This is a genomic window from Gemmatimonadaceae bacterium (assembly GCA_035606695.1).
Taxonomy (GTDB): Bacteria; Gemmatimonadota; Gemmatimonadetes; order Gemmatimonadales; family Gemmatimonadaceae; genus JAQBQB01.
Genome location: DATNEW010000009.1, coordinates 12,107 through 35,606 on the forward strand (window position 1 = coordinate 12,107; position 23,500 = coordinate 35,606).

Below are 23,500 nucleotides of genomic sequence, written 5' to 3' on the forward strand. Positions count from 1 at the left end.
GAAGCTCGACCCCACCATCGCGAAGCGGCCCAACCATCGCGAAGCGGAGCTCTCGCGGCCTCACCGCGCGGGGGATGTAGCTTTCGTTCGTGACAGAGCTCGCCGCGCACGAGATCACTGACAGGTCGCTAAACCCGTTCCGCGCCCTCTCGCGCCATCGGAACTTCCGTCTGTTCTGGTTCGGCCAGACGCTGTCGCTCATCGGCACGTGGATGCAGACCATGGCCGAGGGCTGGCTGGCGCTCGAGCTGTCGAACAGCGCGTTCGTGGTCGGGCTCACCGCGTGCGCGCAGTCGTTACCAATTCTTGTATTGTCCTTGCCCGCCGGCGTCTTCGTCGACCGGCACGACAAGCTGCGCATCGTGCGTGTCGCGCAGACGCTGCTGTCCGTTCAAGCGAGCACGCTCTTCTGGCTCACGTGGTCGCATCGCCTCACGATCGGGTGGTTGCTCACCATGGCCACGGCGAACGGCATCATCAGCGCGTTCGAGATTCCCGCGCGCCAATCGCTGGTCATCGAGCTGGTCGGCCGCGAGGATTTGCCGGGGGCCATCGCGCTCAACTCCAGCGGGTTCAACCTCGCGCGCGTCGTCGGCCCGAGCATCGGCGCGATCGTCATCGCGAAGCTCGGCATCGCGTGGTGCTTCGGCGTCAACGCGGCGAGCTACATCACCGTGCTGGCCGGCTTGTTCCTCATTCAACTTCCTGAATGGATACCGCCGGAGCATCTCTCCTCGCCGCTCGAGGGAATACGCCAGGGCGTCGCCTACATGCGCGGCACGCCGTCGATCGCGGCGCTGATGCGTTTCGTCACGATCTACTCCATCCTCGGCATTCCGTATCTCACGCTCATGCCCGTGGTCGCGCGCAATCGCCTGGGCCTTGGCGCCGACGGGTATGGGGCGTTGTTGGCGTGCGTCGGCGTTGGCGGAGTCGCAGGCGCGTTGTCGCTCGCCGCGGCGGGTGATCGATTCAAGCGAACGACGGTACTCGAAGTCGCGTCGTATGCGTTCGCCGCCCTGCTCCTGGCCTTCTCGCTCGTGCGCCACGCGGCATACGCCTATCCGCTGCTGCTTGGCGTCGGGTTCACGATGATCGTCAACAACGCGCTGGCGAACTCGACGCTTCAGCATCTGGCGCCGAACGAGTTGCGCGGCCGCTTGATGGCGGCATACTCCTTCGTGGTAGTCGGGCTGTCATCGGTGATTGGCTCACTCGTCGCGGGATCGATCGCGCATGCGATCGGCGTCTCGTGGGCGATTGGCGGCGGTGCGGTGATCATGCTCGTGTACACCTACTGGGCGTTCGAGCGGCGGCCAGAACTTCGGAGTGTAGAGGCTTGAGCGGCGGAATTCCGAGCGGAGGTGCGGAGCGCCGCAGCGAGGAACAATCTCGAAACTCGCTCGGCGGAATTCCGAGCGGAGGTGCGGAGCGCCGCAGCGAGGAACAATCTTAATGTACTCCACCTGCATCTTCTGCCACGCGAATCTGGGGACCAACGAGGCCGTCGAACACTTTCCGATCGGCCGGCGTCTCGCGTTCGACGCCGTGCGCGGCCGGCTGTGGGCGGTGTGCAGAAAGTGCGAGCGATGGAATCTCTCGCCGCTCGACGAGCGCTGGGAGGCGATCGAAGAGTGCGAGCGACTGTTTCGCGATACACGGCTCCGAGTCTCGACTGACAACATCGGGCTGGCGCGCCTTCGCGAAGGCCTCGAGCTCGTGCGCATCGGCGAACCGCAGCGCCCGGAAATGGCGGCGTGGCGCTACGGCGATCAATTCGGACGCCGCCGGCGCAAACATCTCATGTGGACTGGCGCCGGCATCGCAACGGCGGCCGGACTGGTCATCCTCGGGCCCGCGACAGGAATCATCGCCGGCAGCTCGTGGGGTATCTGGAATGTCGCGAGCTATGCGAACATGGCATATCAACAGCGACGCGTGCGGGCGCGGTTGGTTCTGCCGGGGCGCGCCACGCCGGTCGACATCCGCGCGAAGCAGCTCCATCGCGTATCCGTCGTTTATGCGTCCCAAGGCTGGGGCATTCGCATTCCGTTCACCATCGAAAGCGGTGAGGCAGTCAACCTCTCGAATGGTCGGCGACTTCAAGGCTCACGCTGGAATACCGGCGCCGAACACTTCGCGGTGCTCGAAGGCAACGCGGCAATCCAGGCGGCCTCGAAGCTCTTGCCCGCGATCAATGAATCCGGAGCGAAGCGCGACGAAGTGCAGTCCGCGGTGTCGATCATCGAGGAGGCGAACGGTGCCGCGTCGTTGTTCTCGCGCTACGCGACGCGGATGCCCTCGGACCCCAAACATCCTTTCGCACCGCCGCCCGTGCCTGGTCACACCTTGAGCCGCCTCCCGAAGGAAGTTCGTCTCGCGCTGGAGATGGCCACGCACGAGGACAGCGAACGCCGGGCGCTCGAGGGCGAGCTGTCCGTGCTCGAAGCCGCGTGGAAGGAAGCGGAAGAGATCGCGGCCATCGCCGACGATCTGTTCGTGCCCGAAGAGACCGCCGCGCGTCTGGCGCGGCTCAAGCCGACGGAGCCGCCAGACTGAAATGGCGCTGCGCCGCTTCGACGACGAGGTCCGCCGCTCCGTCGAATCCGAGCCACGCCGTGTTCAAACACAAATGATAGTTCTCGTGCGCGAGCCAGTTGCGATGCCAGTGCCGCTTCACGTACGCCTCGCGCTGCTTGTTCATGTCGTGCACCATTCGCTCGGCCTCTTCGCGGCCGACGCTGAATTTGTCCATGGCGTATTTGCAGAGCGCGGAGCGCGGCGCGAAACAGAAGACGTGCAGCGCGTCGCTTCGCTCGGCGAGGAGACATTGCGCGCCGCGGCCGACGAATACCGCCGGCCCCGTCTGCACCGCTTCCTCGATGACGCGCTTGGTGACCGCGACGATGCGCTCCTCTGTCGTCTCGATGGGGCCGGTCGGCACCGGCGGCATGATCTCCGGTGAGCCGAGCGAGAGGGCCGATGCGATGCGCTCGACGAGCGACGGCACGCGTTCGTCCTGCGCCGATACTTCAGCGCGCGTCAATCCGGACCGCTCGGCGACGGCATCGACGACGGCGTTGTCGAACACCGGCCAGCCCATCCTGGCCGCGACGCGCTCCGCGACCTCGGAGCCGCCCGAGCCGTACATGCGCGAGACCGTGATGACCGGCATGTCTACGCTCTGACCCGCGCCGAGGCCCGCGTATTCGGTCGGCCGGCGGCCGGAGCGTCGAGGGTGCGGCGGCGCACTTCTTCCACGACCTCGAAGCCAAGCGCTTTCCAGGCGTGCCGCGCTTCATGAGAGAATACTGAATTGTGCAGGCGCATCTCGCCGATGTCGCGTTCGAGACACCACCGGTCGGCCGCGCCGAGCAACGCGCGCAGGACACCCTTCTTTCGTTCGTCGGGCAGCACGTAGACGGACGACACGTAGCAGTAGCGCTCGGGCAACAGGACCGGGGACGTCGGCGTATCGACACAACGCAATACGCCGATGACGCGGCCAGCGCGTTCCGCGAGAAAGATCGTCTCGTACGGCGACGAGAGCTGGCTATGATATAACTCATATGCGCGCGCGCGTGGATCAGGCCTGAGCGCGGCGTAGAACGGGTGGCTGTGATACTCGCGCAGCAGCGACAAGCGCAGCTCGACGATCGCATCGAGATCCTCGAGTGATGCCGCCCGCACCGCCAATGCCGCGACCGCGTGTTTCACGACATGCCGCCGCCGAACAGATCCTGATTCGGCCTGCGCCGCGGCTCCGGCGTCGCGCGGCCGTATTGACCGCCGTCCGAGCGCGAGATCTTTCTTCGCGCAACGAGCGCCTCGAGCACGAGCTCGCAGGCCGCTACGCCCGTGCCGGCATCGTCCGGCGCCGCCAGGCCGACGTGATTCACGAGATGCACGAGGTCCGGGACGACGTCGAATCCTTGGAGCGCGAGATCGGCGCGCGCGTCGTCCGCCACCTGCAGCGCGCCGCCTTCGTCGAACCACATGATGATGTCGTCGGTGTTCACGCCGCCCGCGCGATCGTGAAACGTGCCGTCCGCCGCGCGTCGAATGAGCTCGCGCGCGATGGCCGGACCGCCGACGAGCTCACCCTCGTATTCGAGCTCGATCTTGCCGGTGATCGCGGGCAGCGCCGCGTAAATGTCGGAGATTCGCGGAACGATCTCCGCGTCGCCCGAAATGATCGCGCGCCGCTCGGCGTTCGAGACGACGTTTTCCATCACCGTGATCGGCATGCGCTGCGACACGCCCGACCGCTTGTCGATGCGTTTGTCGTTGCGCGCCTCGAACGCGATGCGCTCGATGACTTCCGCGATGAAGTCGGGAACGCGCACCGGACGGTTCTCGCGCGAGATCCACGCTTCCTGCCGCGTGATGTCCATCCCCAAGTCGATCGTCGCCGGATAGTGCGTGACGATCTCGCTGCCGATGCGATCCTTGAGCGGCGTGATGATCTTGCCGCGCGCCGTGTAGTCCTCGGGGTTCGCGGTGAACGCGAGCTGCACGTCGAGCGGCAGGCGGATGGGATAACCCTTGATCTGCACGTCGCCTTCCTGCATCACGTTGAACAGGCCCACCTGCACCTTGCCGGCGAGGTCGGGCAGCTCGTTCAGCGCGAAGATGCCGCGGTTGGCGCGCGGCAGCATGCCGTAGTGAATCGTGAGCTCGTCGGACAACAGGTGTCCGCCGCGGGCGGCGCGAATGGGATCGAGATCGCCGATGAGATCGGCGATCGTGACGTCCGGCGTCGCCAACTTCTCGACGTAACGATTCTCGCGGCCGACCCACGCGATCGGCGTGTCGTCGCCCGCTTCGTTGATGAGATTCCGCGCGTACTTGGAGATCGGCGCGAACGGATTGTCGTTGATCTCGCTGCCGGCGACGATCGGCATGACGTCGTCGAGCAGCGTGACGAGCGCGCGCAGAATGCGCGACTTCGCCTGTCCACGCAGGCCGAGCAGGATGAAGTTGTGCTTCGAGAGCATGGCGTTCACGATCTGCGGCATGACCGTCTCTTCGTATCCGATCACGCCGGAAAAGAGCGGACCTCCCTGACACAAGCGCTCGAGGAGGTTTTGACGCATCTCGTCCTTGACGGATCGAAATGCCCGGTCGGGAACGCCATATGGCGAGCGCTTGAGGGCGCCCAGCGTTTCTGGATGTGCGGCCACGGATGCTCCGGTTGCGGCTAGAGAGTCTTAGTCCCAATCAAGGCGCGGAGTTCCACCGAGCGCAAGTCTGTCGCAGGCGCCGTGTACGTCAGTCCGCCAGGCCGACTTCGACCAGATTGTCGTAGAACACCGGGCCGTGCCCCAGATCGGTCTCGCGCTGCGAGGTGGTCTGGTTCGCGTTGGCGCCGTCGGCGGCGAACTTGCCCCACCAGATCGAGGGTGCCCACACGACGCCCGGGCGAATCGTGTCCTCGACGCGCGCGACGGCCGTGAACGCGCCGCGATCGTTGTGCACGACCACCCGCGCGCCGGCGCCGATCCCGCGCCGCTCCGCGTCGACGGGATGGAGGAGACATTCGGGCTCGCGCGCGCCGCGGCGCAACGATTCGATATTGACGAAAGTTGAATTCAAGAACTGGTGTGCCGGCGACGAGACCAGCGTCAGCGGATACCGCGCCGCCAGCGCCGGTACGGACTCCGGGAACTCGTACGGCGGCGTGAAGGCGGGCAGCGGATCCAATCCCATCGCCGCCATCCGTTCCGAATAGAACTCGCACTTGCCGGATGGCGTCGGGAACGCGCCGGTCGCGAACGGCAGATACGGCGTCGGCACGTTGAGCCGCATCCACCCATGCTCCATCAAGTGATCGAGCGTCACACCCACGAGCTTTTCCGTCGACGATGCCAGCGCCTGCGCGATCAAGGTCTGGTCGTCGTCGCGGAAGCAGTCGTCCCGCAACCCCATGCGCGCCGCGAGCCGGCGGAAGATCTCGCTGTTCGGCAGCGATTCGCCGAGCGGCTCGATCGACGGCCGGTTGAGCGTGACGTAGTGATGGCCGTACGCGAGATGAACGTCCCAATGCTCGAGCTGCGTCGTCGCCGGGAGCACGATGTCCGCGTAATCCGCCGTGTCGGTCTGAAAATGCTCGAGGACGACGGTGAACAGATCCTCGCGGCCAAGGCCCGCGAGCACCGTATTGCGATCCGGCGCGACCGCGGCCGGATTGGAGTTGTACACGACGAGCGCGCGCACCGGCGGGCCGCCGACGCCGGCGTCCGGCATCGTGAGCGCATCGCCGAGTCGGATCATGTTGACCGTGCGCACGGGCGGCGAGAGGTCGGGGCGCTCGAGCGTACGCTTGTCGAACGTGAAGTTGGCGCTCGACGACAGCAGCACGCCGCCGCCCGCGCGCCGCCAATGACCGGTGAGCGCGGGCAGACACGCGATCGTTCGCACGGCCATACCGCCGCCGCCGTGACGCTGCAGCCCGTAGTTCACGCGAATGAAGGCGGACCGTGCGCGCGCGTACCGTTCGCCGAGCGAGACGATCGTCTCCTGGGGAATGCCGGTGATGGCGCTGACGCGGTCGGGCGGATATTCGCGCACCCGTTCGCGCAGCTGCTCGAACCCCAGGGTGTGGCGTTCGATGAAGTCGGTATCCTCGAGCTGTTGGGCGAGGAGCACGTGCATCATACCGAGCGCGAGGGCAGCGTCGGTGCCGGGGCGGATGGCGATCCACTCGTCGCACTGCGCGGCGGTGCGCGTACAAATCGGATCGATGGCGATCACGCGTGCGCCGCGCTCGCGCGCCTCGAGCACGAACGGCCAGAGGTGCGGATTCGCTGTCAACGTGTTCGTGCCCCAGAGGAGCACGAGATCGCTTTCCGGAATGCCTTCAGGGTCGGCGCCGATATTCGCGCCGACGGTCATGCGCATACCGACCGTCCCGGCCATCGAGCAGATGGTTCGATCGAGCATCGAGGCGCCGATGCGATGGAACAGCCGGCGATCGATCGACGATCCCTGGACCATGCCCATCGTACCGGCGTATGAGTAGGGAAGAATCGCTTGCGGGCCCTCCGCCGACTCGCGAATGGCATTCAGTCGGTCGGCGATCGTACCGAGCGCGTCGTCCCATGAGATGCGCTCGAACCGCCCCTCGCCCTTGCGGCCGATGCGACGCATGGGATAAAGCAGGCGATCGCGATGATACGTCCGCTCGACGTAGCGGTTCACCTTCGTGCAGAGAAATCCACGCGTGACCGGATGGTCGGGATCACCCGCAACCTTCACGGCGCGGCCGTCTTCCACGGTCACGAGCATGGCGCACGTGTCGGGACAGTCGTGCGGACATGCGCCGCGAACGACGTGCGAGGTGGTGGTCCGCTGCGGCGCCGGTTGCGTGGACATTTTCCCTCCGGAGGATCGCTCGAAATTAACGGAGAAACACGTCCGTTCGGCCAGTGGCGCGGAAGCTGCAAACCCCAGCGGGTTGGCCAGACGTTCGGTAATGTCGCGTGTTCGGACAGGAACTCGTTGCCGGATGGCAACTTGCCTAACCGATGTCGGCCTTGACACCCACTCCGGGAGCCCTAAACTTTACGCGGCTCACAGGAGCGCCCCAGAGATCGCGTGCACGGCCACGCGGAGAACCACTCGACCTACTCTTTAGGAGAATGTCATGAAGCGCCTGGCTTTCGTCGCCGCTGTTTTCGCGGTCGTCGCCTGCTCGAAGTCGGATAATGCCAACAAGGACACCGCTGCGCCCGCGATGGCCCCCGCGCCCGCGCCCGCTGCTGCCCCGGCTGATACCGGCATGAAGATGGACACCACGCACAAGATGGATTCGACCAAGACGGATACCGCCGCGAAGGCTGGTGCCGCCGCGGGCGCCGCGGCCGGTGCTGAAGCCGGCGCGAAGGCCGGTGAAAAGGCGGGCAAGAAGGCCGCGAAGAAGAAGGGCGAGTAATCGCTTCGTAGGGCCAGGTGCTTCGAAGGGCGCGACGTCACCGTCGCGCCCTTCGCGTTTGCCGGCTATTCCTGTTGTTGAATTCAGGAACTGGAAATCGGCAGCACGCCGCGCAGGCGGGCCACGCGCATCATCAGGCTCGCGTCGTCCAGCACCGGCTCGGCGTTCGAGACATCGACGTCGTCCTCGAGCTCGACCCACGAGACGCAGCCGCGATACCGGCGCACCTCCGGCACGACCGCCGGCGCCGCGAGCCGCGACACCCGCACCGCGACGACCTGCACACCCGGCTTGTTCTTGTAGTGGAACCGCGACTCCACCGCGCTCCAGTCGAGTCCATGCTCCTGGTCGATCGCGCGGAGCACCTCGAGCTCGTTCACGGGCCAGACGCCCAGGACATCGGCCACGTACTCCAGCCGAATGAGGCCGGCGTCGCGCTGCTCGGGCTGTCGTGCATGCGCCGCATCGAGCTGACCCACAAACCGCGGCGCCAGCTCGTTCGCCTTCTCGTGAAAGAACGTCGGATAGAACAGGAACCGATCGTGCTTCACGGAAAACCCGGCGCGCTGTTCGCGAATGCCGCCCTTCCGAATCATCGCGATGATCTCGCCGCGCGCCATCGCGTCGACGAGCACCGCCCACTCCTTGAGCGCCGTGCGCTCCATCAACGATGCGTCGCGCATTGCTTCCACCACCGGAATGCCTCGGGAATTCCTTCGCGCGGATGCACCAGCGGAATCCAGCCCAACTCACGCCGCGCGCGCTCCGACGTGAATGGATTGTTCTCGGTCAACATCGCGACGGACGCATTCGACACGACACTCATTCGGCCGCCAGTCGCCAACTTGAAAAACCCGCGCACGACCGCGAACGCGCCGCGCGCCACCGACTCGGGAATGCGCACGAATCGCACGCGCCGCCCCAATCCCTCCATCGCGAGCGCGAAGAACTCGCGCACGGTCACGTCGTAGTCGTTCGCGAGATTGTACGTCTGCCCGCCGGCGTCATCGTGCAGCACCGCCCGCACCGCGCCATCAGCGACGTTCGCCGCGTGCACGATCGCGAGCGTCGACGTGCCGCCCGCGATGAGCGGCGCAACACCGCGCGACAACAGCCGTCCAATGCGCGGCACGAACTGTCGATCGCGCGGACCGTAAATCACGTCCGGCCGCACCGCGGTCGCCCAGATGCGCCCTGCCGCGTGTGCGCCGAGTACCAACTCCTCGGACTCCCGCTTGGACCGCGCGTAATAGGCACGCTCCGGCAATGGACCGAGCGGCGTGGTCTCATCCGTCTTCTCACCCGCGGCGCGATAGCGGCCGGTCGGTCCGTACACCGCGACGCTGCTGAGTTGCAAGAGCCGCGCGCCCGACGACTCCGCCGCCGCGATCGCGTTCGCGGTGCCATCGACGTTCAACGAGCGATACGTCTCCCAACCGCCGTGCTGCGTGATCGCCGCCGCCGTATGAAAGATCGCGTCGACTCGCCGCGCCGCGCGCACGAACGACGCCCGGTCCATCACGTCGCCCTGCACGCATTCGACGCCGCGCGACTCGAGCCACGACGACGGCGAGCGCACGAGCGCGCGCACGGTCCATTCACTGGAGTGTGATTGCGCTTCTGATTGCAGGCGCTCGACGATGTGCGATCCGACGAGTCCCGTCGCGCCGGTAACGAGCGCGGTCGGCACCGCTTGGCTACGCGGGGAAGGGAAGCGGCGTCACGTCCACGCGCCGCTCGCCCGTCTCCCATTTCGCGTTGAGACTCGTGCCGGGAGCGATCTCACGCCGCACCATTCCAATGGCGATGCCACCCAGCCTCGGCGACGCGACCGCGCTCCGCACGTCACCCACATGGTTTCCGGAATCGTCAATCAGCTGCGCACCAGTCGGCGGCGCGTCCGGACTCGCCGAGCGTAAACCGCGAAGATGGCGATTGACGTGACCGCGGAAGTGCACGCGCGCCACGACCTCCTGCCCGATGTAACAGCCCTTCGTGTACGAGATCGCGTCGAAGTCGTCGAAGTTTGCTTCCTGCGGAATCGTCGACTCGTCGATGTCGATGCCCCATTCGGGGCGTCCAGCCTCGACGCGCGCGATCTCCCAGGCCGCGAGACCGGCCGGCGTCGCGCCCGCGGCGACCGCGGCGTCCCACAGTCGCGGAAACGCCTCGAACGGCACGAGCAGCTCGTACCCCTCGACGCTGATGTCGGGCGAGCGCAGGATCGTGATCGACGCGCCGCCGACGGTCGCTTGCGCGTGGCCGTACGGCACGAGCGCGGCGAGCAAGTCGGGATTCACGCCGGCGACGGTCCCGACGACGCGCCGCGCCGCCGTGCCGAATATTCCGAGATCTCTAATAGCGTGCGAGTCGTCGCGATATCCCGACAGCCGCGGATTCACGTACTTCTTGACCATCGACTGAAAGCCCGGCCAGGCGCGCGGCGGCGTGTCCACCAGGTACGAGCCGTGGCTTGCGAGAATTCTCATGTCGGCGACGATGCGCCCCTTCGCCGACAGCGCCGCGCCGTACTGGCCGTGTCCAGGAGGAATCGCCAGCACGTCGTTGGTGACGAGCCCGGTGAGTGCTTCGCCGGCCTTGTCGCCGAAGAACCGCATGCGTCCGCGATGACTCCGGTCGATCACGATCGCGCTGGAGCGCAGCGCTCCGTATTCGGCATTCACGTCGCCGAACGATACGCTGGATGGAATGATGACGTCGGGGTTGCTCATTGCACCCGCTCCCTGCCGGGTCGTGACAGCACGTCGAGTGACCGCACCGAATGTCCGACGAGCGACTCGACATACGCATCGGCTTCCATGACGACGTGCGCCGGAGACGGTCCGATCGCCACACATCGCACGCCGGCGCGATGCGCCGCGGCGATGCCGCCCGCTCCGTCCTCGAGCGCGATGACGGATGCCGACGCCACGGGCCGCTGGCGGTTCAATCGCTCGAGTGCGAGAAGATGTCCTTCCGGCGACGGCTTCCCGTCCACCACATCATCGGCCGTGACGACGACACCGATGAATTCTTCGATCGATGCCAGCCGGAGCAGCGCTTCCGCCTCGCTGCGCCGCGCACGCGTGACGATCGCGAGCCGCGCCATCGCGGCGCCCTCGCGAACGAAGTCGAGCGCGCCCGGCGCCAGTGCCGCGCCCGTCGCTCCAATGCGCGCCGCGAACAGCCGTTCCGCGCTCGCCGCGATGAGATCGAGCATGACCTCGTCGAACGGCACCTGCTCGGCCTCGAGCAACGCGGCCGCGGCGGTGCGCGGCGCCAGCGCGTCGGCCAGATCCGCGTCGACGTCCATGGCGATGCCGTGCTCGAGCAGCGCGTCTTGAAGGCTCGCGCGCCGAAGCCGTCGCGTATCGAACAACACGCCTTCAATCTCGAGGAGCGCCGCGTCTACCATGATCGTAAGTAAACGTGGGCCCCGGGACGGCGCCACGGCCAGCGATCAGCGCGGCGGCGCCTTGGCGTAGCTCTCGTCGAGCAGCTGGACCGGATGCACGGTGGCCGCGGCCGAGTGGGAACGGATGAGCCCCGCGCCGATTTGCATGAGGCAGCCGGGGTTCCCCGTCGCTACGAGCTCGGCGCCGCTGGCGGCGATGTTTGTTTTCTTGCGGTCCAGCACGATGTCGGACACGTCGGGCTCGACCAGGTTGTAGATGCCCGCGCTGCCGCAGCACATGTCGCTTTCATTGAGCGGGACCAGTTCCAGCTCGGGAATCGCGCGGAGGACGTCGAGCGGCGGCGCGACGACACGCTGCGCATGCATGAGATGGCACGGCGCATCGTACGCAACGCGGACTCGCAGCGGCCCGCCGCGCTTTGGACCCGCGGCCGCGAGTAATTCGCTCACGTCCCGCGTCTTCGCCGACACTCGCTCGGCGCGTTCACGCCACGCGGGATCGTCGCGCAGTAAATGCCGATAGTCTTTCATCATCGCGCCACAGCCGGCGGCGTTCGCGCAGAAGTAGTCGGCGTTCGATCGCTCGAAGGCGGCGATATTTTTTCGCGCGAGTCGGCGCGCCGCATCGGCGTCGCCCGCGTGCGCGTGCAAGGCGCCGCAACAGACCTGGCCCGGCGCGTCGATCATTCGGTAGTCGTTCGCGGTGAGCGTGCGCTCCGTCGCGCGATTGGTGTCGGCGAACAGGCCTTCCATTACACACCCGGTCAACAGAGCGACGGTGCCTCGACTTCCATCGGACGCCGGCTCGTACGCCGCAAGCTTCGACGCACGATTCGTCGATTCGAGCATTGCCATCGCGAATCCCAATCGGCCGGGTAGTTTCGCGAGGAGACGCGACAGGCGTAACGCGCGCGTCACGCGTCCGCCCGCCATCGCGAGCGACAAGAGCCACGGGCGCTCGAACGCGGACAGAATCACGCGCGCAATCAATGGAATTGGACGATGCTGCGCCAACGTCGCGCGCGTCGCCTCGAGCAAGTGACCATACGGAACGCCGGACGGACACACCGTTTCGCACGACACGCAGCCGAGACACTGCGCGATGTGCTTTTGCACGCTCTCGTTGTCCGGCGCGAGCGTTCCTTCCAGCAGCGACCGCATGAGGACGATGCGTCCGCGCGGGCTGTCGTTCTCGTCTTCGAGCGTGATGTACGTGGGGCACGCCTGAAGACAGAACCCGCAGTGCACGCAGGTGTTGATTCCCGCGCGCTCCTTGTCGAGCGGACTGCCGGGAAGCGCGCACTCGGCCGGGACGACGACGGGCGCGCTCAATTCGACTCTCCGAGAATTCCTGGATTGAGCACTGTGTTCGGATCGAACGTCGCCTTGATGCGGCGCGACAACGGGGCGTTTGCCACCGAAGGTCCGCACGCATCCCACAACGCGGCCGGCAATCGTTCGCCGATGCGCGTCTGCGTTCGCGGCTCGGCGAACATCCGTGCGAGCGCCGCAACGTTGGCGTCGCTGCGCGGGACGATGCAGCGCACCACGCCGAGCGCCGGCCGGGCATGAATGAGTGTGTCGGAACAATCAGCGGCTACACGCATTGCCGCGTTCCAGCATTCTCCGAGCTTCGACGGAAGCTGCGACAGGCGAAACACGATTGCATCGTCAGGTTCGGCTGTACGCAGGCGAAACCACAGCGCTGAATCGAGCTCCTCGAGGTGGCCGAGCTCCTGCAGCGCCGCGCGCTGCGCGCGAACCGATTCCCTGTTGCCGCCCAGCCGAAAGATCGCCACCGGCGATGCGTGATTGGCCACGACGCGAGCCGCGGCCGTATTCAGTATTTCGCATGCGAATGGTTTGAAGGGCATTCGCCGCAGGAATTGCCGCACGCGGCTCGCATCGTCGTCGCCGCCGGACATGCTCACGCCGAGGGTCACGTCGGCCTCTGGCCGCGCGTGCAGACGTATTGAGACTTCACTAATGATGCCGAGCGTGCCCCACGAGCCCGTGAGCAGTCGTGTGAGATCGAAGCCGGCGACGTTCTTGACGACACGGCCACCGCCGCGCGCGACCATTCCGCCGCCCGTGGCGAATTCAACGCCGAGCACGAGGTCGCGCGGAAGTCCGAATCCCGTTGACAGCGGGCCCGACGATGCGGTCGCGATTGTGGCGCCGATGGTGCCGTCATCAGTCCCGTGCGGGTCAAGCGCGAGCCACTGGTTGTGCGGCGCGGTGGCTGCGTTGATTTCAGAGAACGTCGTCCCGGCGCGGGCCGTGAGCGTGAGATCGCCCGGCACATAGTCGACGATCCCGCTGTGATCGCGAGTTGAAATCGTCTCGGCCGCGCGCACCGGACGGCCCGCGTTCAACCAGGTTCCCCGGCCGACGATGCGCAACGCCGCGCCCCGCGCCGCCGAGTCGCGTATGCGATCGGCGAACATGCGCGCGGACCGCGCGGCGCTCGTCGTCATCCGCGTCGCGCCGACGGTACGCCGTGCCATTCTCGACAGGAGTGAATCGGCACGACCTTGCCCGGATTCGCGCGCCGATCTGGATCGAACACATCGCGCAACGAGCACATCGTGGCGAGCGAATCTTCGGAGAAGATCAGCTGCATGTACGGAAGCTTGTCCAGGCCGACTCCGTGCTCGCCGGTGATCGTACCGCCTTCGTCGACGCACGCGCGCATGATCTCGCCCATCGCCAGGTGCACGCGCTTCGTTTCGTCGGCGTCGCTCGCATCGTAGGCAATGTTCGGATGCAAATTTCCGTCGCCCGCGTGAAACACGTTGCACACTTTCACGCGATGCCGCTCGGCGATCTCGTGAATGCGCGCCAGCACCGCCGGAAGGCGTGTGCGCGGCACGACCGCGTCCTGCACCACGAGGTGCGACGACACGCGGCCCATGGCGCCGAACGCTTTCTTGCGTCCCTGCCAGAGTCGCGTGCGTTCGGCGTCGTCGCGCGCGACGCGAACGGTCCGCGCGCCATGTTCCGTGCACAGCGCCTCGATGGTTTCGACGTCATGTTCGATGCCGGCGGTCGCGCCGTCCACTTCGATGAGGAGCGCTGCCGCGGCATCCGTCGGATATCCGGCGGCATAGATCGACGACTCGACCGCGCGAATCGTCGCCTGGTCGATCATCTCGAGCGCGGCCGGAATGATACCCGTCGCGACGATCGCCGATACGGCCTGCGCCGCCGAGTCGATCGACATGAAATCGGCGAGCAGCGTACGCACCGCTTCGGGGTTGCGCGACAAGCGTACCGTAATGTCGAGCGCAATGCCGAAGCAGCCTTCAGAGCCGACGAACGCGCCGACGAGATCGTAGCCCTCGTTCTCGCCTTGCGCGTTGCCGAGCGTTACGATCTCGCCGTCGGGGAGCACGACCGTGAGTGCAACGACGTGATTCGTCGTCACACCGTACTTGAGACAGTGGGGACCACCGGCATTCTCGGCGACGTTCCCGCCGATCGTGCACGCAGCCTGACTCGATGGATCGGGCGCGTAGTGCAGACCGAGCGGTGCAACCGCGCGACTGAGCGCGGCGTTGATCACGCCCGGCTCGACCACCGCGAGCGCGTTCTCCGCGTCGACGGACACGATGCGCGTCAAGCGATTGAGGCCGATCAGCACGACGCCGTCGGCGAGCGCGCCGCCCGAGAGTCCGGTGCCCGCGCCGCGCGGCACGAACGGCACGCCGCGCTCGGCGAGCGCACGCACCACCGCGACGAGCTCGTCGCGCGTGCCCGGAAACACCGCGAGCCCCGGCTGCTTGAAGTACGACGGAAGACCGTCCGACGTGTACGTCAGCAATTCGCTTGGCCGGAACAACACGCGGCGTTCGCCGACGATGCCGGCAAGACGCGATGCGAGCGATTGATCGATTGCCGGTGCGAGTGGAGCGGCGACGGAGGTCACGCCCGAAAGCTACGCGGGCGCGCGAAACGTGTCACTCATGAAAGCGCTCGGCGTCTCGCGCCGCATGCTTCGCGTCGACCACGACGCGGAGATGCCCAGGCACGTGCCGATACGACAGCGGTGGCTTCACCGTCACGATCTCGCCATCGACTGCTATCCTCGGCACACGGGGCTGAATTCGGCATTCGTCGACGATGAACGCGTCGAGCGCCGGCGTCTTCGCGACGGCATGCACGCCTCTAGTCGCCGCGGAGAGCCCCAGTGCGAGTGCGCGGCCGCCGGATCGACTGCGCACGACCATGACGTGAAGCCCGGTGCGCCCACCTTCGACTCGTGCACCGAGCGTGGGAAGCTTGAGCTCGCGTTCGCCGACGCCGATGAACACCAGCGGCGTGATGTACTCGCGTTCCTTTCCCTCCACGTGCAACGTCACGCGAAAAGTCGGCATTCGGATCAAGAGGCGGATGCCGGCGAACACGGAGGAGAGGTGATACCCCAACCGATGCTCGAGCCGTTCGCGCGCTCGAACGAATGACACGTACGCGCCCACCGAGCTCGTGTTGAGAAAGATCCGGTCGTTCACCACCGCCGCGTCGACCGGGATCGCGGTGCCACGCATCCCGACGCGCGCGGCCTCCTCGAGCTCGAGCGGAAGACCAAGGTCCTTGGCGAGATGATTCAACGTCCCGCACGGCAGGATACACAATTCCGTGCCCGTGCCGGCGATGACGTTGGCCGCGCTGCCGATCGATCCATCGCCGCCGGCGACCAGAATGCGACGCTCGCCGCTCTCGATCGCGGTGCGAACGTGAGCGGCGAGCGATGCCGGCTCGACTTCCCGGATGTCGTATCCGCCCGCGCCGCGCAGCGCCGAGCGCGCCGCGTCCGCATTGCCGGACAGAGGATTGATGAATGCCGGAATCACGTGCTCAAGCCGTCGCCATCTCCCTCATGCGTGCCACCACCGCTTCCAGCGCGCGAAGCTCGAATGGCTTCTGCATCACCGTGCAGCGCGTGCGCGCCACGAATTCGGCGGCGTCCTTCGACGCGACGTCGCCCGTTGAGAATATGATGCGATCGAGCAATTCCGGAGCCATCGTCGCGACGTGGTCGTGCAGCTCGACCCCGGAGCAGCCAGGCATCTTCAAGTCGGAGATCACCACGGCGAAATCGTTCTTGCCGGCGAGCATCAAGGACAACCCCTCGGCGCCGTCCTCCGCTTCGGAGACATTCCAGCCGCGCCGCGTGAAGAAGCGCCGCAACGCCGCGCGAATCGGTGCTTCGTCGTCGATGATGAGCACCCGCGGCTTGACGGCCGGCTCGCCCGCCACGACCGGTGTACCAGCGGATGGCGTGGCGATGTGTCGCGGCGTCACGCGCGGTGCTTCAGTGACGCCGCCTTCAATGGGCAGCGTCACGGTGAATCGCGCGCCCGGACCGTCGCCGCCGCCGCGATTTTCGACCCCGATCTTTCCGCCCAGTTGCTGCACCACGCCAAGCGTGACCGACAGTCCCAGGCCGGTGCCCTGACCGAGCGGCTTCGTCGTGAAGAACGGCTCGAAGATTCGGTCCATGAGCTTCGGCGGAATGCCCGGGCCGGAGTCCTCGACAACGAGCACGAGGTTTTGGTCCTCGATGCGCGCGACCAGGTGCACCAAGCCACCGCGCCCCGACGCTTGCGCGGCGTTCACGACGAGATTGGTGACGATCTGCTGCAGACCGGCGCGATCGGTGTTGCCGAACGTCTCGGGCGGCGTGAGCTCGACGACGAGACGAGCGCCAATTTCTTCGACCATTGGCTGCAGCGCCTTGACGCTGTTGGTCAGCGCTTCGGTGATCTGCACGCGCTCGCGCGACGCGTCGCGGAAGCGTACGAACGACAGCAAGTCGCGCACGATCGCGCGCGAGCGCCGTGCCTGATCGCGAATCACGGAGATCGCTTCGTGATCCGTCGCGCTGCGCTCATCGTCGAGCAGATCCTCGGCGAAGTGGAGAATGGCGGCGAGCGGATTGTTCAACTCGTGCGCCACGCCGGACACGAGCTGGCCCAACGCCGCAAGCTTCTCCGACTGGCGCAGCGCCAATTCGGCCGCGCGCAGCGGCGTGACGTTTTCCACGAAGCCTTCCGAGAACCACACGGCGCCGCGCTCGTCGCGATACGCGCGCGCGCTGATGCGGACCGTGACGGTGGTGCCGTCCTTCTTGCGCCATTCCATCTCGGCGCTGCGCAACTCGCCGTGCGCTTGCAGCTGTTTGAGCAGACGGTCGCGATCGGCCGGCGAGACGAACAACTCGTGGGCCATGTCCACCTGCAGCAGCTCGAGCGCCGAGTTGTAGCCGAGCAGCTGCACGAGCGATGCGTTGACCGCGAGCAAGCGTCCGGTGCCCGTCGCGCGATAGATGCCGATCGGCGAATTCTCGACGAATGAGCGGAAGCTCGCCTCTGATTGTCTGAGCGATTCAGCCGCATGCGCGCGATCGACCGCGATGCCCGCCAGCTGCGTCGCGGCCGCGGTGACGCGAAGCTCCTGCGGCCGCGGCTGCCGCGTCTCGCGAACGTACACGACCAGCGCGCCAAGAATGCGGCCCTGCGGCGAGCGAATCGGCACACCCCAGCACGCGTGATAGCCCTGCTCGAGCGCCAGCGCGCGATAGTCGTTCCAGAGCCGATCCGTCGTGACGTCGGGCGTGATCACGAGCTCGCGGCGGTAGACGGCGGCCCCACACGTCGATGCCGTCGGCCCGACGACGATTTCGTCCATGGCGTCGACGAACTCGGGGCGCATCGACGGCGCGCACCGCGTCCGGAGCGTCAATCCGTCGTCGTCGATGAGATGCACCATCACTTCGACGCCGGGCGTCTGCGTCTCATGGAAGCGCACGATCGTCGCCAGGACGTCGCGCAGATCTACACCTGTGGCGATCGATTCAAGCACGCGCCGCTGCCACTCCGAGCTGTCTTCCGCACGCTTCCATTCGGTGATGTCGCGGATGACGATCGTGAGATGCGGCCGTCCGTCCATGTTCGTGCGCGAGATGCTCACGTCGATGGGGAAGAGCGTGCCGCCCAGGCGACGTCCGGAGATGTAGCGGTCGGCGTTGAACAACCGTGGCTGCTCGCCTTCGATCAGCGTCTGATCGAGCGCGCGCCGCAGCTCGTCGCGATTCACGTCCGCGATCAGCTCGAGCACCGACCGTTGATGCGCCTCGCTCGTGGTATATCCGAACATCGATTCGGCCGCGCTGTTCGCGACCGCGATCTCGTAGCGATCGTCCACGATGATGATCGCGTCCATCGCCGTGTTGACGATCGCGGCGAAGCCCGCTTCCGTTTGCGCGCGGTCGACCAGCGCCCGCAGCTGCGCCGAGCGATAGTAGGCGTAAAACGCGAGCCCGGCCACGCCGAGAAAGCCGAGCAGCAGGAGGCTTTCCGAGCGCAGGCGATCGGACACCGGCGCGTACACGTCGTTCGTGCGCCACGCCGCGTACACGCCCCAGGGCAGTCGTGTCGAGCGTCGCGTGGCGACGATCATGTCGGCGCCGTCTGGCGCGCCGTAGTGCCCCACGAAGCTCGGGACGTTCACGGCGAGTCGCGCCAGACTGTCGGCGTCGATGATGCACAGGCGCAGCGGTGACTGCTGGCAGCGCCGAATGCCGATGATCTGGTTGTCCGCGCGGACGACGATCGCCGTGAACGGCAGGCCCGGCGCCGGCGGCGTTCCGGCGTTGAACGACCGATTCAGGTCGGCCCTCATCACGAGCGCCGCCGTGCCGTGCGTCGTTCCGCCCGCGCTCGACATCACCGGCGTCGCGATCGCGGTCGTGACCAGGCTGTCCTGCTGCTCGAAGCGGCTGACGGTGGTCGTGCCGGAGGCTATTGCTTGCGCGGCCGACATTCGTTCCGCGCCGGTCATCTCGCGACCGCCGACCGAGCCGAGGACAGTTCCGTGTCCGTCGATCATCCAGATCGCCTGATAGGCGCCGCGGCGCTGGAGGGACTGCATCTGCGCGTGCAGCACGCGCTGCGCGAGCGCGGGCGCGATGTTCAGCGAATCACTGGCGTGGATCGTCGCGACTTCGGCGAGCGCGCGCGAGTCGGCCTCGTGGTCGCGATACCACATGTCGATGCCGGCCACTGAGCCTTGAACGCGCCCGGTGAGCAGCCGCTGAGCGGAGTCGAGCGCCGATTGGCGAAGGCCGTGCGCGTGGAGCGCCAGCAGTCCGACTAGCGCGACGCCGGCAAGCGTCGCGAGGGACACCGCTACGGCGCGGCGCCGCCTGGTTTTCTCGCGTGGGGACACGTAAAAGGACGATTGCCGGGGCGTGCCGTTACTTGCAAGAAACGTTACAGCGCTGGGCGTTGGGCGCTGGGCGGTGGGCGTGAAAACAAAAGGGCGACGGAGTTTTCTCCGTCGCCCTTTGCCGTTCCGCCCAGCGCGTATCGCTCAGGCCGCCCAGAATCCGCAGAGGGCCTTGCCGTCCGGCGACTCGCGCAGCTTCTCGAACGCCCGCTCGCGAATCTGACGAATCCGCTCGCGCGTCACACCCATGAGTGCGCCAATCTTCTCGAGCGTCATCGCCTCGGAGCCTTCCTCGAGCCCGTAGTACAGATAGAGGATTTTGCGCTCGCGCGGGGTGAGATACTTCTTGAATACACGATCGATAAACTCGCGCATCAACTTGTAGTCGGTTACTTCCTCGATCTCGGTGCCATCCACGCCGGCGAAACGTTCGCCGAGTGTCGAGGCTTCGCGATCCGACCGGTCGATGGGCGCGTCGAGGGACACCTCGGTGGCCGACATCTGCTTCGCCGCCCGCACGTTCTCGGGCGTATCCTCGAGGAGACGGCTGACCTCGTCTTCCGTCGGGTCGCGCTTCAACACCTGCGCGAGAATCGTCTCGGCACGCGCCAGACGAATGAGTTGCGAATTCTGATTGAGCGGAATGCGCACCGAGCGCGTCTGCTCGGCCAAGGCCTTGAGCACGGCCTGGCGGACCCACCACACGGCGTAGGAGATGAACTTCACGCCCTGGTCGGGATCGAATTTGCGGACGGCCTTGAGCAGGCCTTCGTTGCCAATGGCGACGAGCTCGCTCAGATCGAGGCCGTGACCCTGGTACTTCTTCACGTACGAAATGACGAATCGCAGGTTGGCGGTCACCAGGCGTTCCGCCGCTTTCTCGTCACCCTTCTGCGCGCGTCTGGCCAGACGTCGCTCTTCTTCGGGATCCTGAATGAGAGGGAGCTTTTGGATGTCTTGCAGGTACTGATCGAACGCGGTAGACGGAGACGATCGGAAATATCCCTTCGACGATCTGGTCTCGGTCACTTGCTCCATACACGCTCCTTCCCGATTGACGCCGGTTAGTTGGGGAGCGTGCGTCCGCTCACCCTCGATGTAGCGTGGACCCAAGCTAGAGGCAGGGACGGCAGGATAATGTTGGCTCCAAAATCGGTCAACAGACATTTCCAGCCGTGTCGCTTCGCGGCGCGTCGAAATGATTCTATGTCGTTGAATTCACAGTGAGTTGCAGGTTACTAATTGGATAAAATGAGCAGAGGGGAAAATCGGTCATGGCGACCGATCTTCCCCTCGGTTCGGTTACTCTTCGCGCTCAGTCCGCTTTTATCGCGCTTCAGCCTGCGGTATATGCCAGCGGGCGGCTCGTCCCAGAAACGGGCCCGCTCGCGCTTTCCGGTCGATCTCAGCCATTCGGGCCCGACGGTGGACGCCGCTCGACAATGGTCGTCGTTCCGCCGCCCGGTGCGCCCGGATCGCGCATCTTCGTGCGCGTCGTGGCGCTCAACACCCCGATGCCGACCAGGACGATCACGCCGACCGCAATCCAGGTCGTCGGCACGTTCAGGAGATACGCGCCAATGGCGAGCCCAACGATGAGAATGACGAAGCCGATGAGATACGACGCGAACGAGGACATGGTGCCGGCCTGGTGTTGAAGATGCCGGTCATCAATGCAAAAATGGTGTCGCTCCCGCCTATTTCCGGGCCGAGCCTGCCTGGCGAACGTCGAGACGCGGGGGCTGATGGACGAGCACCGCGGTGCCTGACTGATACCCAAAGCGCTTCGCGTCGCGACAGCTGCTCGTCCAGACGTCAATGCGATTCCCGCGAATTCGCTTGCCCGTATCATCCACGAGAAAGCGGCCGAGATAACTGCGGCCGATGTACAGCTCGAGGTAGCGCGCGAGTGGAAAGAAGTGCGGGTCCGCGGCGACGATTCCAGCCCGCACGTATCGCCCGCGTCGGGTCGTGCCCTTGAGACAGTACATCGTCACCTTCACGGGGACCGGATCACCGTACTTGACCGGTTGCGCGGCGAGCTTCCACCAGCCGCGCTCCGCGCCGCGCACGACGACCGCCGGCAACCGATAATCGCTCATCACGACGACGGCAGGGAGTCGAATCGGCGCATCGTTCTTCGCGCATGCAGCCAGCGCCAGGCCGGCCGCGACAACGACCCGCTTCACCCCAACACCTCGCGCACGAGTCCGTCAGCCACGGGCAGCGACCATCCGCGATCGGCCGCCGCCATCGCGCCCACGCGCGCCGGCAGCGCGTATTCAGCCGCGCCGGCGCGTGCCTTCTTGTCACCGTGCGTCGCCGCGAGAATCGAGTCGACATCCATGTGCGACGGACGCACGTCGGGCAGTCCCGCAACGCGCACCGCGTCGCGCACCCGCGCCGCCGTCCCCGCCGCCGCTACCCCCAACCGCTCGGCAATTAGAGTTTCGTAAACCATGCCGATCGCCACGGCGTGGCCGTGCAGCAGCTCGAAGTCCGAGCGCAGCTCGATCGCGTGGCCGATGGTGTGGCCGAAGTTGAGGGTCTTGCGCACGCCGCCTTCACGCTCGTCGCGCCGCACGACGTCGGCCTTGATCTCGACACTGCGCGCGACGAGATCCTCGAGTCGCGCGGCGTCCAACGCCCGCAAATCCGCGGCGAGCGACTGCACACGATCGAAGTATTCGGCATCGGCGATCACGCCGTGCTTGATCGCCTCGGCCATGCCGGCGCGCAGATGCTCGCGCGGCAGCGTCGAGAGCACGCTGACGTCGGCGACGACGGCCGCCGGTTGATGAAACGCGCCGACGAGATTCTTTCCCGCCGCGGTGTCGACGCCGGTCTTGCCGCCGACCGATGCATCGATCATCGCCAGGAGACTCGTCGGCACCTGCACGTACGCCACGCCGCGCATGAACGTCGCGGCGACGAAGCCCGCGAGATCGCCCACCACGCCGCCGCCGAGCGCGATGATGGTCGTATCGCGGCCGTAGCCGGAGGCGAGCATCGAGTCGGTGAGACGCGCCCATGTCTCGCGCGTCTTGTGCGCTTCACCGGCGGGGATCGTCAGCGGCTCGTCGCGGGTGTCGAGCGCGGCTTGCACGCGCGCGGCATAGACGGGGCCGACGTTGGAATCGGTGACGATCGCGTAGCGATGCGCCGGCGCGTACGCGCGCACGATCTGCCCGAGCTGGTCGAGCGCGTCGGCAGCGATGGTGACGTCGTACGTCGGCAGCGCGACGGTGCGGCGCCTCACCAGGTCACCTCGTGCGATCCACCGCGCTTGTTCGCGACGCGCGCGAGCGTGAACAGGAGATCGGACAGCCGATTGAGATACACGATCACGATCGCGGGAATTTCCGTTCCGGCGCCCAGCTGCACGACGCGGCGCTCGGCGCGGCGGCACACGGTGCGCGCGATGTGCAGCGCGGCAGCCTTGGGCGTACCGCCGGGCATCACGAACGCCTTGAGCGGTTCGAGCTCGTCGTCGCCGGCGTCGATGGCGCGCTCCAACTCGGCGATCCGCGCGTCGTCGATCTTCGCCTTCTCGAGGTGGCGCTGCATCTTGTCGCGATCGGGCGTGGCGAGGAGTGCGCCGATGGCGAAGAGGTCGTGTTGAATGGGCGCGACGACGGTGTCGATGCGCGGCGTGGGATCGGTCGCGAGAACGACGCCGAGGGTGGCGTTGAGCTCATCGACGTCGCCGTAGGCTTCGACGCGCGGATTGTCCTTCGATACTCGGCCACCGCCGAAGAGCGCGGTCTGGCCGGTGTCGCCCGTCTTGGTGTAGATCTTCATGGCGAGGATGAATGTAGGGACAGTCGTGGGCGCCCGCGCGGTGAGGCCCGCCGCGCTGCGCGCGCGGATGGTGGGGCCGGCGCCTTCGGCGCCGATGGTGCGGGCCGCGGCCCAAACCATCC

The 23,500-nt window shown here is 66.4% G+C and carries 21 protein-coding genes; 3 read left to right on the forward strand and 18 right to left on the reverse strand.

All coding sequences use genetic code 11. The annotated features are described in order from the left end of the window. Nucleotides 1-89 precede the first annotated feature (89 nt). Nucleotides 90-1,343 carry an MFS transporter gene (locus tag VN706_02450; protein HXT14462.1) on the forward strand — a complete coding sequence of 418 codons (1,254 nt, stop codon included), beginning with the start codon at nt 90-92 and terminating at the stop codon, nt 1,341-1,343. Between the two features lie 112 nt (nt 1,344-1,455). After that, the gene (locus VN706_02455) at nt 1,456-2,559 is read left to right on the forward strand and encodes a hypothetical protein (GenBank protein ID HXT14463.1); all 1,104 of its coding nucleotides are present in this window, start codon (nt 1,456-1,458) and stop codon (nt 2,557-2,559) included. Here the strand turns inward: VN706_02455 and VN706_02460 are convergent. The 4 genes from VN706_02460 to VN706_02475 form a co-directional block, all read right to left on the reverse strand. Beyond that, complete coding sequence (locus VN706_02460; GenBank protein HXT14464.1) at nt 2,534-3,175, reverse strand: cytidylate kinase-like family protein; 642 nt, start codon at nt 3,173-3,175, stop codon at nt 2,534-2,536. The two genes, VN706_02455 and VN706_02460, sit on opposite strands and share 26 nt — an antisense overlap. Before the next feature lie 2 nt (nt 3,176-3,177). After that, the gene (locus VN706_02465; protein HXT14465.1) at nt 3,178-3,717 is read right to left on the reverse strand and encodes a GNAT family N-acetyltransferase; all 540 of its coding nucleotides are present in this window, start codon (nt 3,715-3,717) and stop codon (nt 3,178-3,180) included. Next, nucleotides 3,714-5,183, reverse strand: coding sequence for a magnesium chelatase (locus tag VN706_02470; protein ID HXT14466.1), 1,470 nt, complete (start codon nt 5,181-5,183; stop codon nt 3,714-3,716). The genes VN706_02465 and VN706_02470 overlap by 4 nt, the downstream gene beginning before the upstream one ends. Before the next feature lie 88 nt (nt 5,184-5,271). Beyond that, nucleotides 5,272-7,374 carry a molybdopterin oxidoreductase family protein gene (locus VN706_02475; GenBank protein HXT14467.1) on the reverse strand — a complete coding sequence of 701 codons (2,103 nt, stop codon included), beginning with the start codon at nt 7,372-7,374 and terminating at the stop codon, nt 5,272-5,274. A 271-nt stretch (nt 7,375-7,645) separates the two neighbouring features. Between VN706_02475 and VN706_02480 the strand changes: the two genes are divergently transcribed. Next, nucleotides 7,646-7,933 carry a hypothetical protein gene (locus tag VN706_02480; protein ID HXT14468.1) on the forward strand — a complete coding sequence of 96 codons (288 nt, stop codon included), beginning with the start codon at nt 7,646-7,648 and terminating at the stop codon, nt 7,931-7,933. Nucleotides 7,934-8,016: 83 nt separating this feature from the next. Here VN706_02480 and VN706_02485 read toward each other — a convergent pair whose 3' ends face one another. The 14 genes from VN706_02485 to VN706_02550 all read right to left on the reverse strand — a co-directional run bounded on the left by VN706_02485 (nt 8,017) and on the right by VN706_02550 (nt 23,498). Then, nucleotides 8,017-8,616: a DUF1802 family protein gene (locus VN706_02485; protein HXT14469.1), complete on the reverse strand. Its 600-nt coding sequence runs from the start codon at nt 8,614-8,616 to the stop codon at nt 8,017-8,019. Further along, complete coding sequence (locus VN706_02490) at nt 8,598-9,623, reverse strand: NAD-dependent epimerase/dehydratase family protein (protein ID HXT14470.1); 1,026 nt, start codon at nt 9,621-9,623, stop codon at nt 8,598-8,600. Before VN706_02490 ends, VN706_02485 begins: the two co-directional genes overlap by 19 nt. Before the next feature lie 7 nt (nt 9,624-9,630). Continuing rightward, nucleotides 9,631-10,665 (reverse strand): glycine cleavage T C-terminal barrel domain-containing protein, encoded by a 1,035-nt coding sequence (locus VN706_02495; protein HXT14471.1) that lies wholly within the window; start codon nt 10,663-10,665, stop codon nt 9,631-9,633. Beyond that, nucleotides 10,662-11,348 carry an HAD family phosphatase gene (locus VN706_02500; GenBank protein ID HXT14472.1) on the reverse strand — a complete coding sequence of 229 codons (687 nt, stop codon included), beginning with the start codon at nt 11,346-11,348 and terminating at the stop codon, nt 10,662-10,664. Before VN706_02500 ends, VN706_02495 begins: the two co-directional genes overlap by 4 nt. A gap of 45 nt (nt 11,349-11,393) precedes the next feature. Then, nucleotides 11,394-12,680, reverse strand: coding sequence for a heterodisulfide reductase-related iron-sulfur binding cluster (locus VN706_02505; GenBank protein ID HXT14473.1), 1,287 nt, complete (start codon nt 12,678-12,680; stop codon nt 11,394-11,396). After that, nucleotides 12,677-13,855 carry an FAD-binding protein gene (locus tag VN706_02510; protein HXT14474.1) on the reverse strand — a complete coding sequence of 393 codons (1,179 nt, stop codon included), beginning with the start codon at nt 13,853-13,855 and terminating at the stop codon, nt 12,677-12,679. The genes VN706_02505 and VN706_02510 overlap by 4 nt, the downstream gene beginning before the upstream one ends. Continuing rightward, entirely contained in the window at nt 13,822-15,276 is a 1,455-nt protein-coding gene (locus VN706_02515; GenBank protein HXT14475.1) for an FAD-linked oxidase C-terminal domain-containing protein, read from the reverse strand. The genes VN706_02510 and VN706_02515 overlap by 34 nt, the downstream gene beginning before the upstream one ends. Nucleotides 15,277-15,307: 31 nt before the next feature. Further along, nucleotides 15,308-16,201 (reverse strand): diacylglycerol kinase family protein, encoded by an 894-nt coding sequence (locus VN706_02520; GenBank protein ID HXT14476.1) that lies wholly within the window; start codon nt 16,199-16,201, stop codon nt 15,308-15,310. 4 nt (nt 16,202-16,205) lie between these two features. Continuing rightward, complete coding sequence (locus tag VN706_02525) at nt 16,206-19,535, reverse strand: PAS domain S-box protein (GenBank protein ID HXT14477.1); 3,330 nt, start codon at nt 19,533-19,535, stop codon at nt 16,206-16,208. A 186-nt stretch (nt 19,536-19,721) separates the two neighbouring features. After that, the gene (locus tag VN706_02530) at nt 19,722-20,606 is read right to left on the reverse strand and encodes an RNA polymerase sigma factor RpoD/SigA (protein HXT14478.1); all 885 of its coding nucleotides are present in this window, start codon (nt 20,604-20,606) and stop codon (nt 19,722-19,724) included. Nucleotides 20,607-20,982: 376 nt separating this feature from the next. After that, nucleotides 20,983-21,216, reverse strand: coding sequence for a hypothetical protein (locus VN706_02535; GenBank protein HXT14479.1), 234 nt, complete (start codon nt 21,214-21,216; stop codon nt 20,983-20,985). A 58-nt stretch (nt 21,217-21,274) separates the two neighbouring features. Beyond that, nucleotides 21,275-21,766 (reverse strand): 3D domain-containing protein, encoded by a 492-nt coding sequence (locus tag VN706_02540; protein HXT14480.1) that lies wholly within the window; start codon nt 21,764-21,766, stop codon nt 21,275-21,277. After that, nucleotides 21,763-22,836 carry a 3-dehydroquinate synthase gene (aroB, locus tag VN706_02545; GenBank protein HXT14481.1) on the reverse strand — a complete coding sequence of 358 codons (1,074 nt, stop codon included), beginning with the start codon at nt 22,834-22,836 and terminating at the stop codon, nt 21,763-21,765. Before aroB ends, VN706_02540 begins: the two co-directional genes overlap by 4 nt. Continuing rightward, nucleotides 22,833-23,498 (reverse strand): cob(I)yrinic acid a,c-diamide adenosyltransferase, encoded by a 666-nt coding sequence (locus VN706_02550; protein HXT14482.1) that lies wholly within the window; start codon nt 23,496-23,498, stop codon nt 22,833-22,835. The genes aroB and VN706_02550 overlap by 4 nt, the downstream gene beginning before the upstream one ends. Between the last annotated feature and the right edge of the window lie 2 nt (nt 23,499-23,500).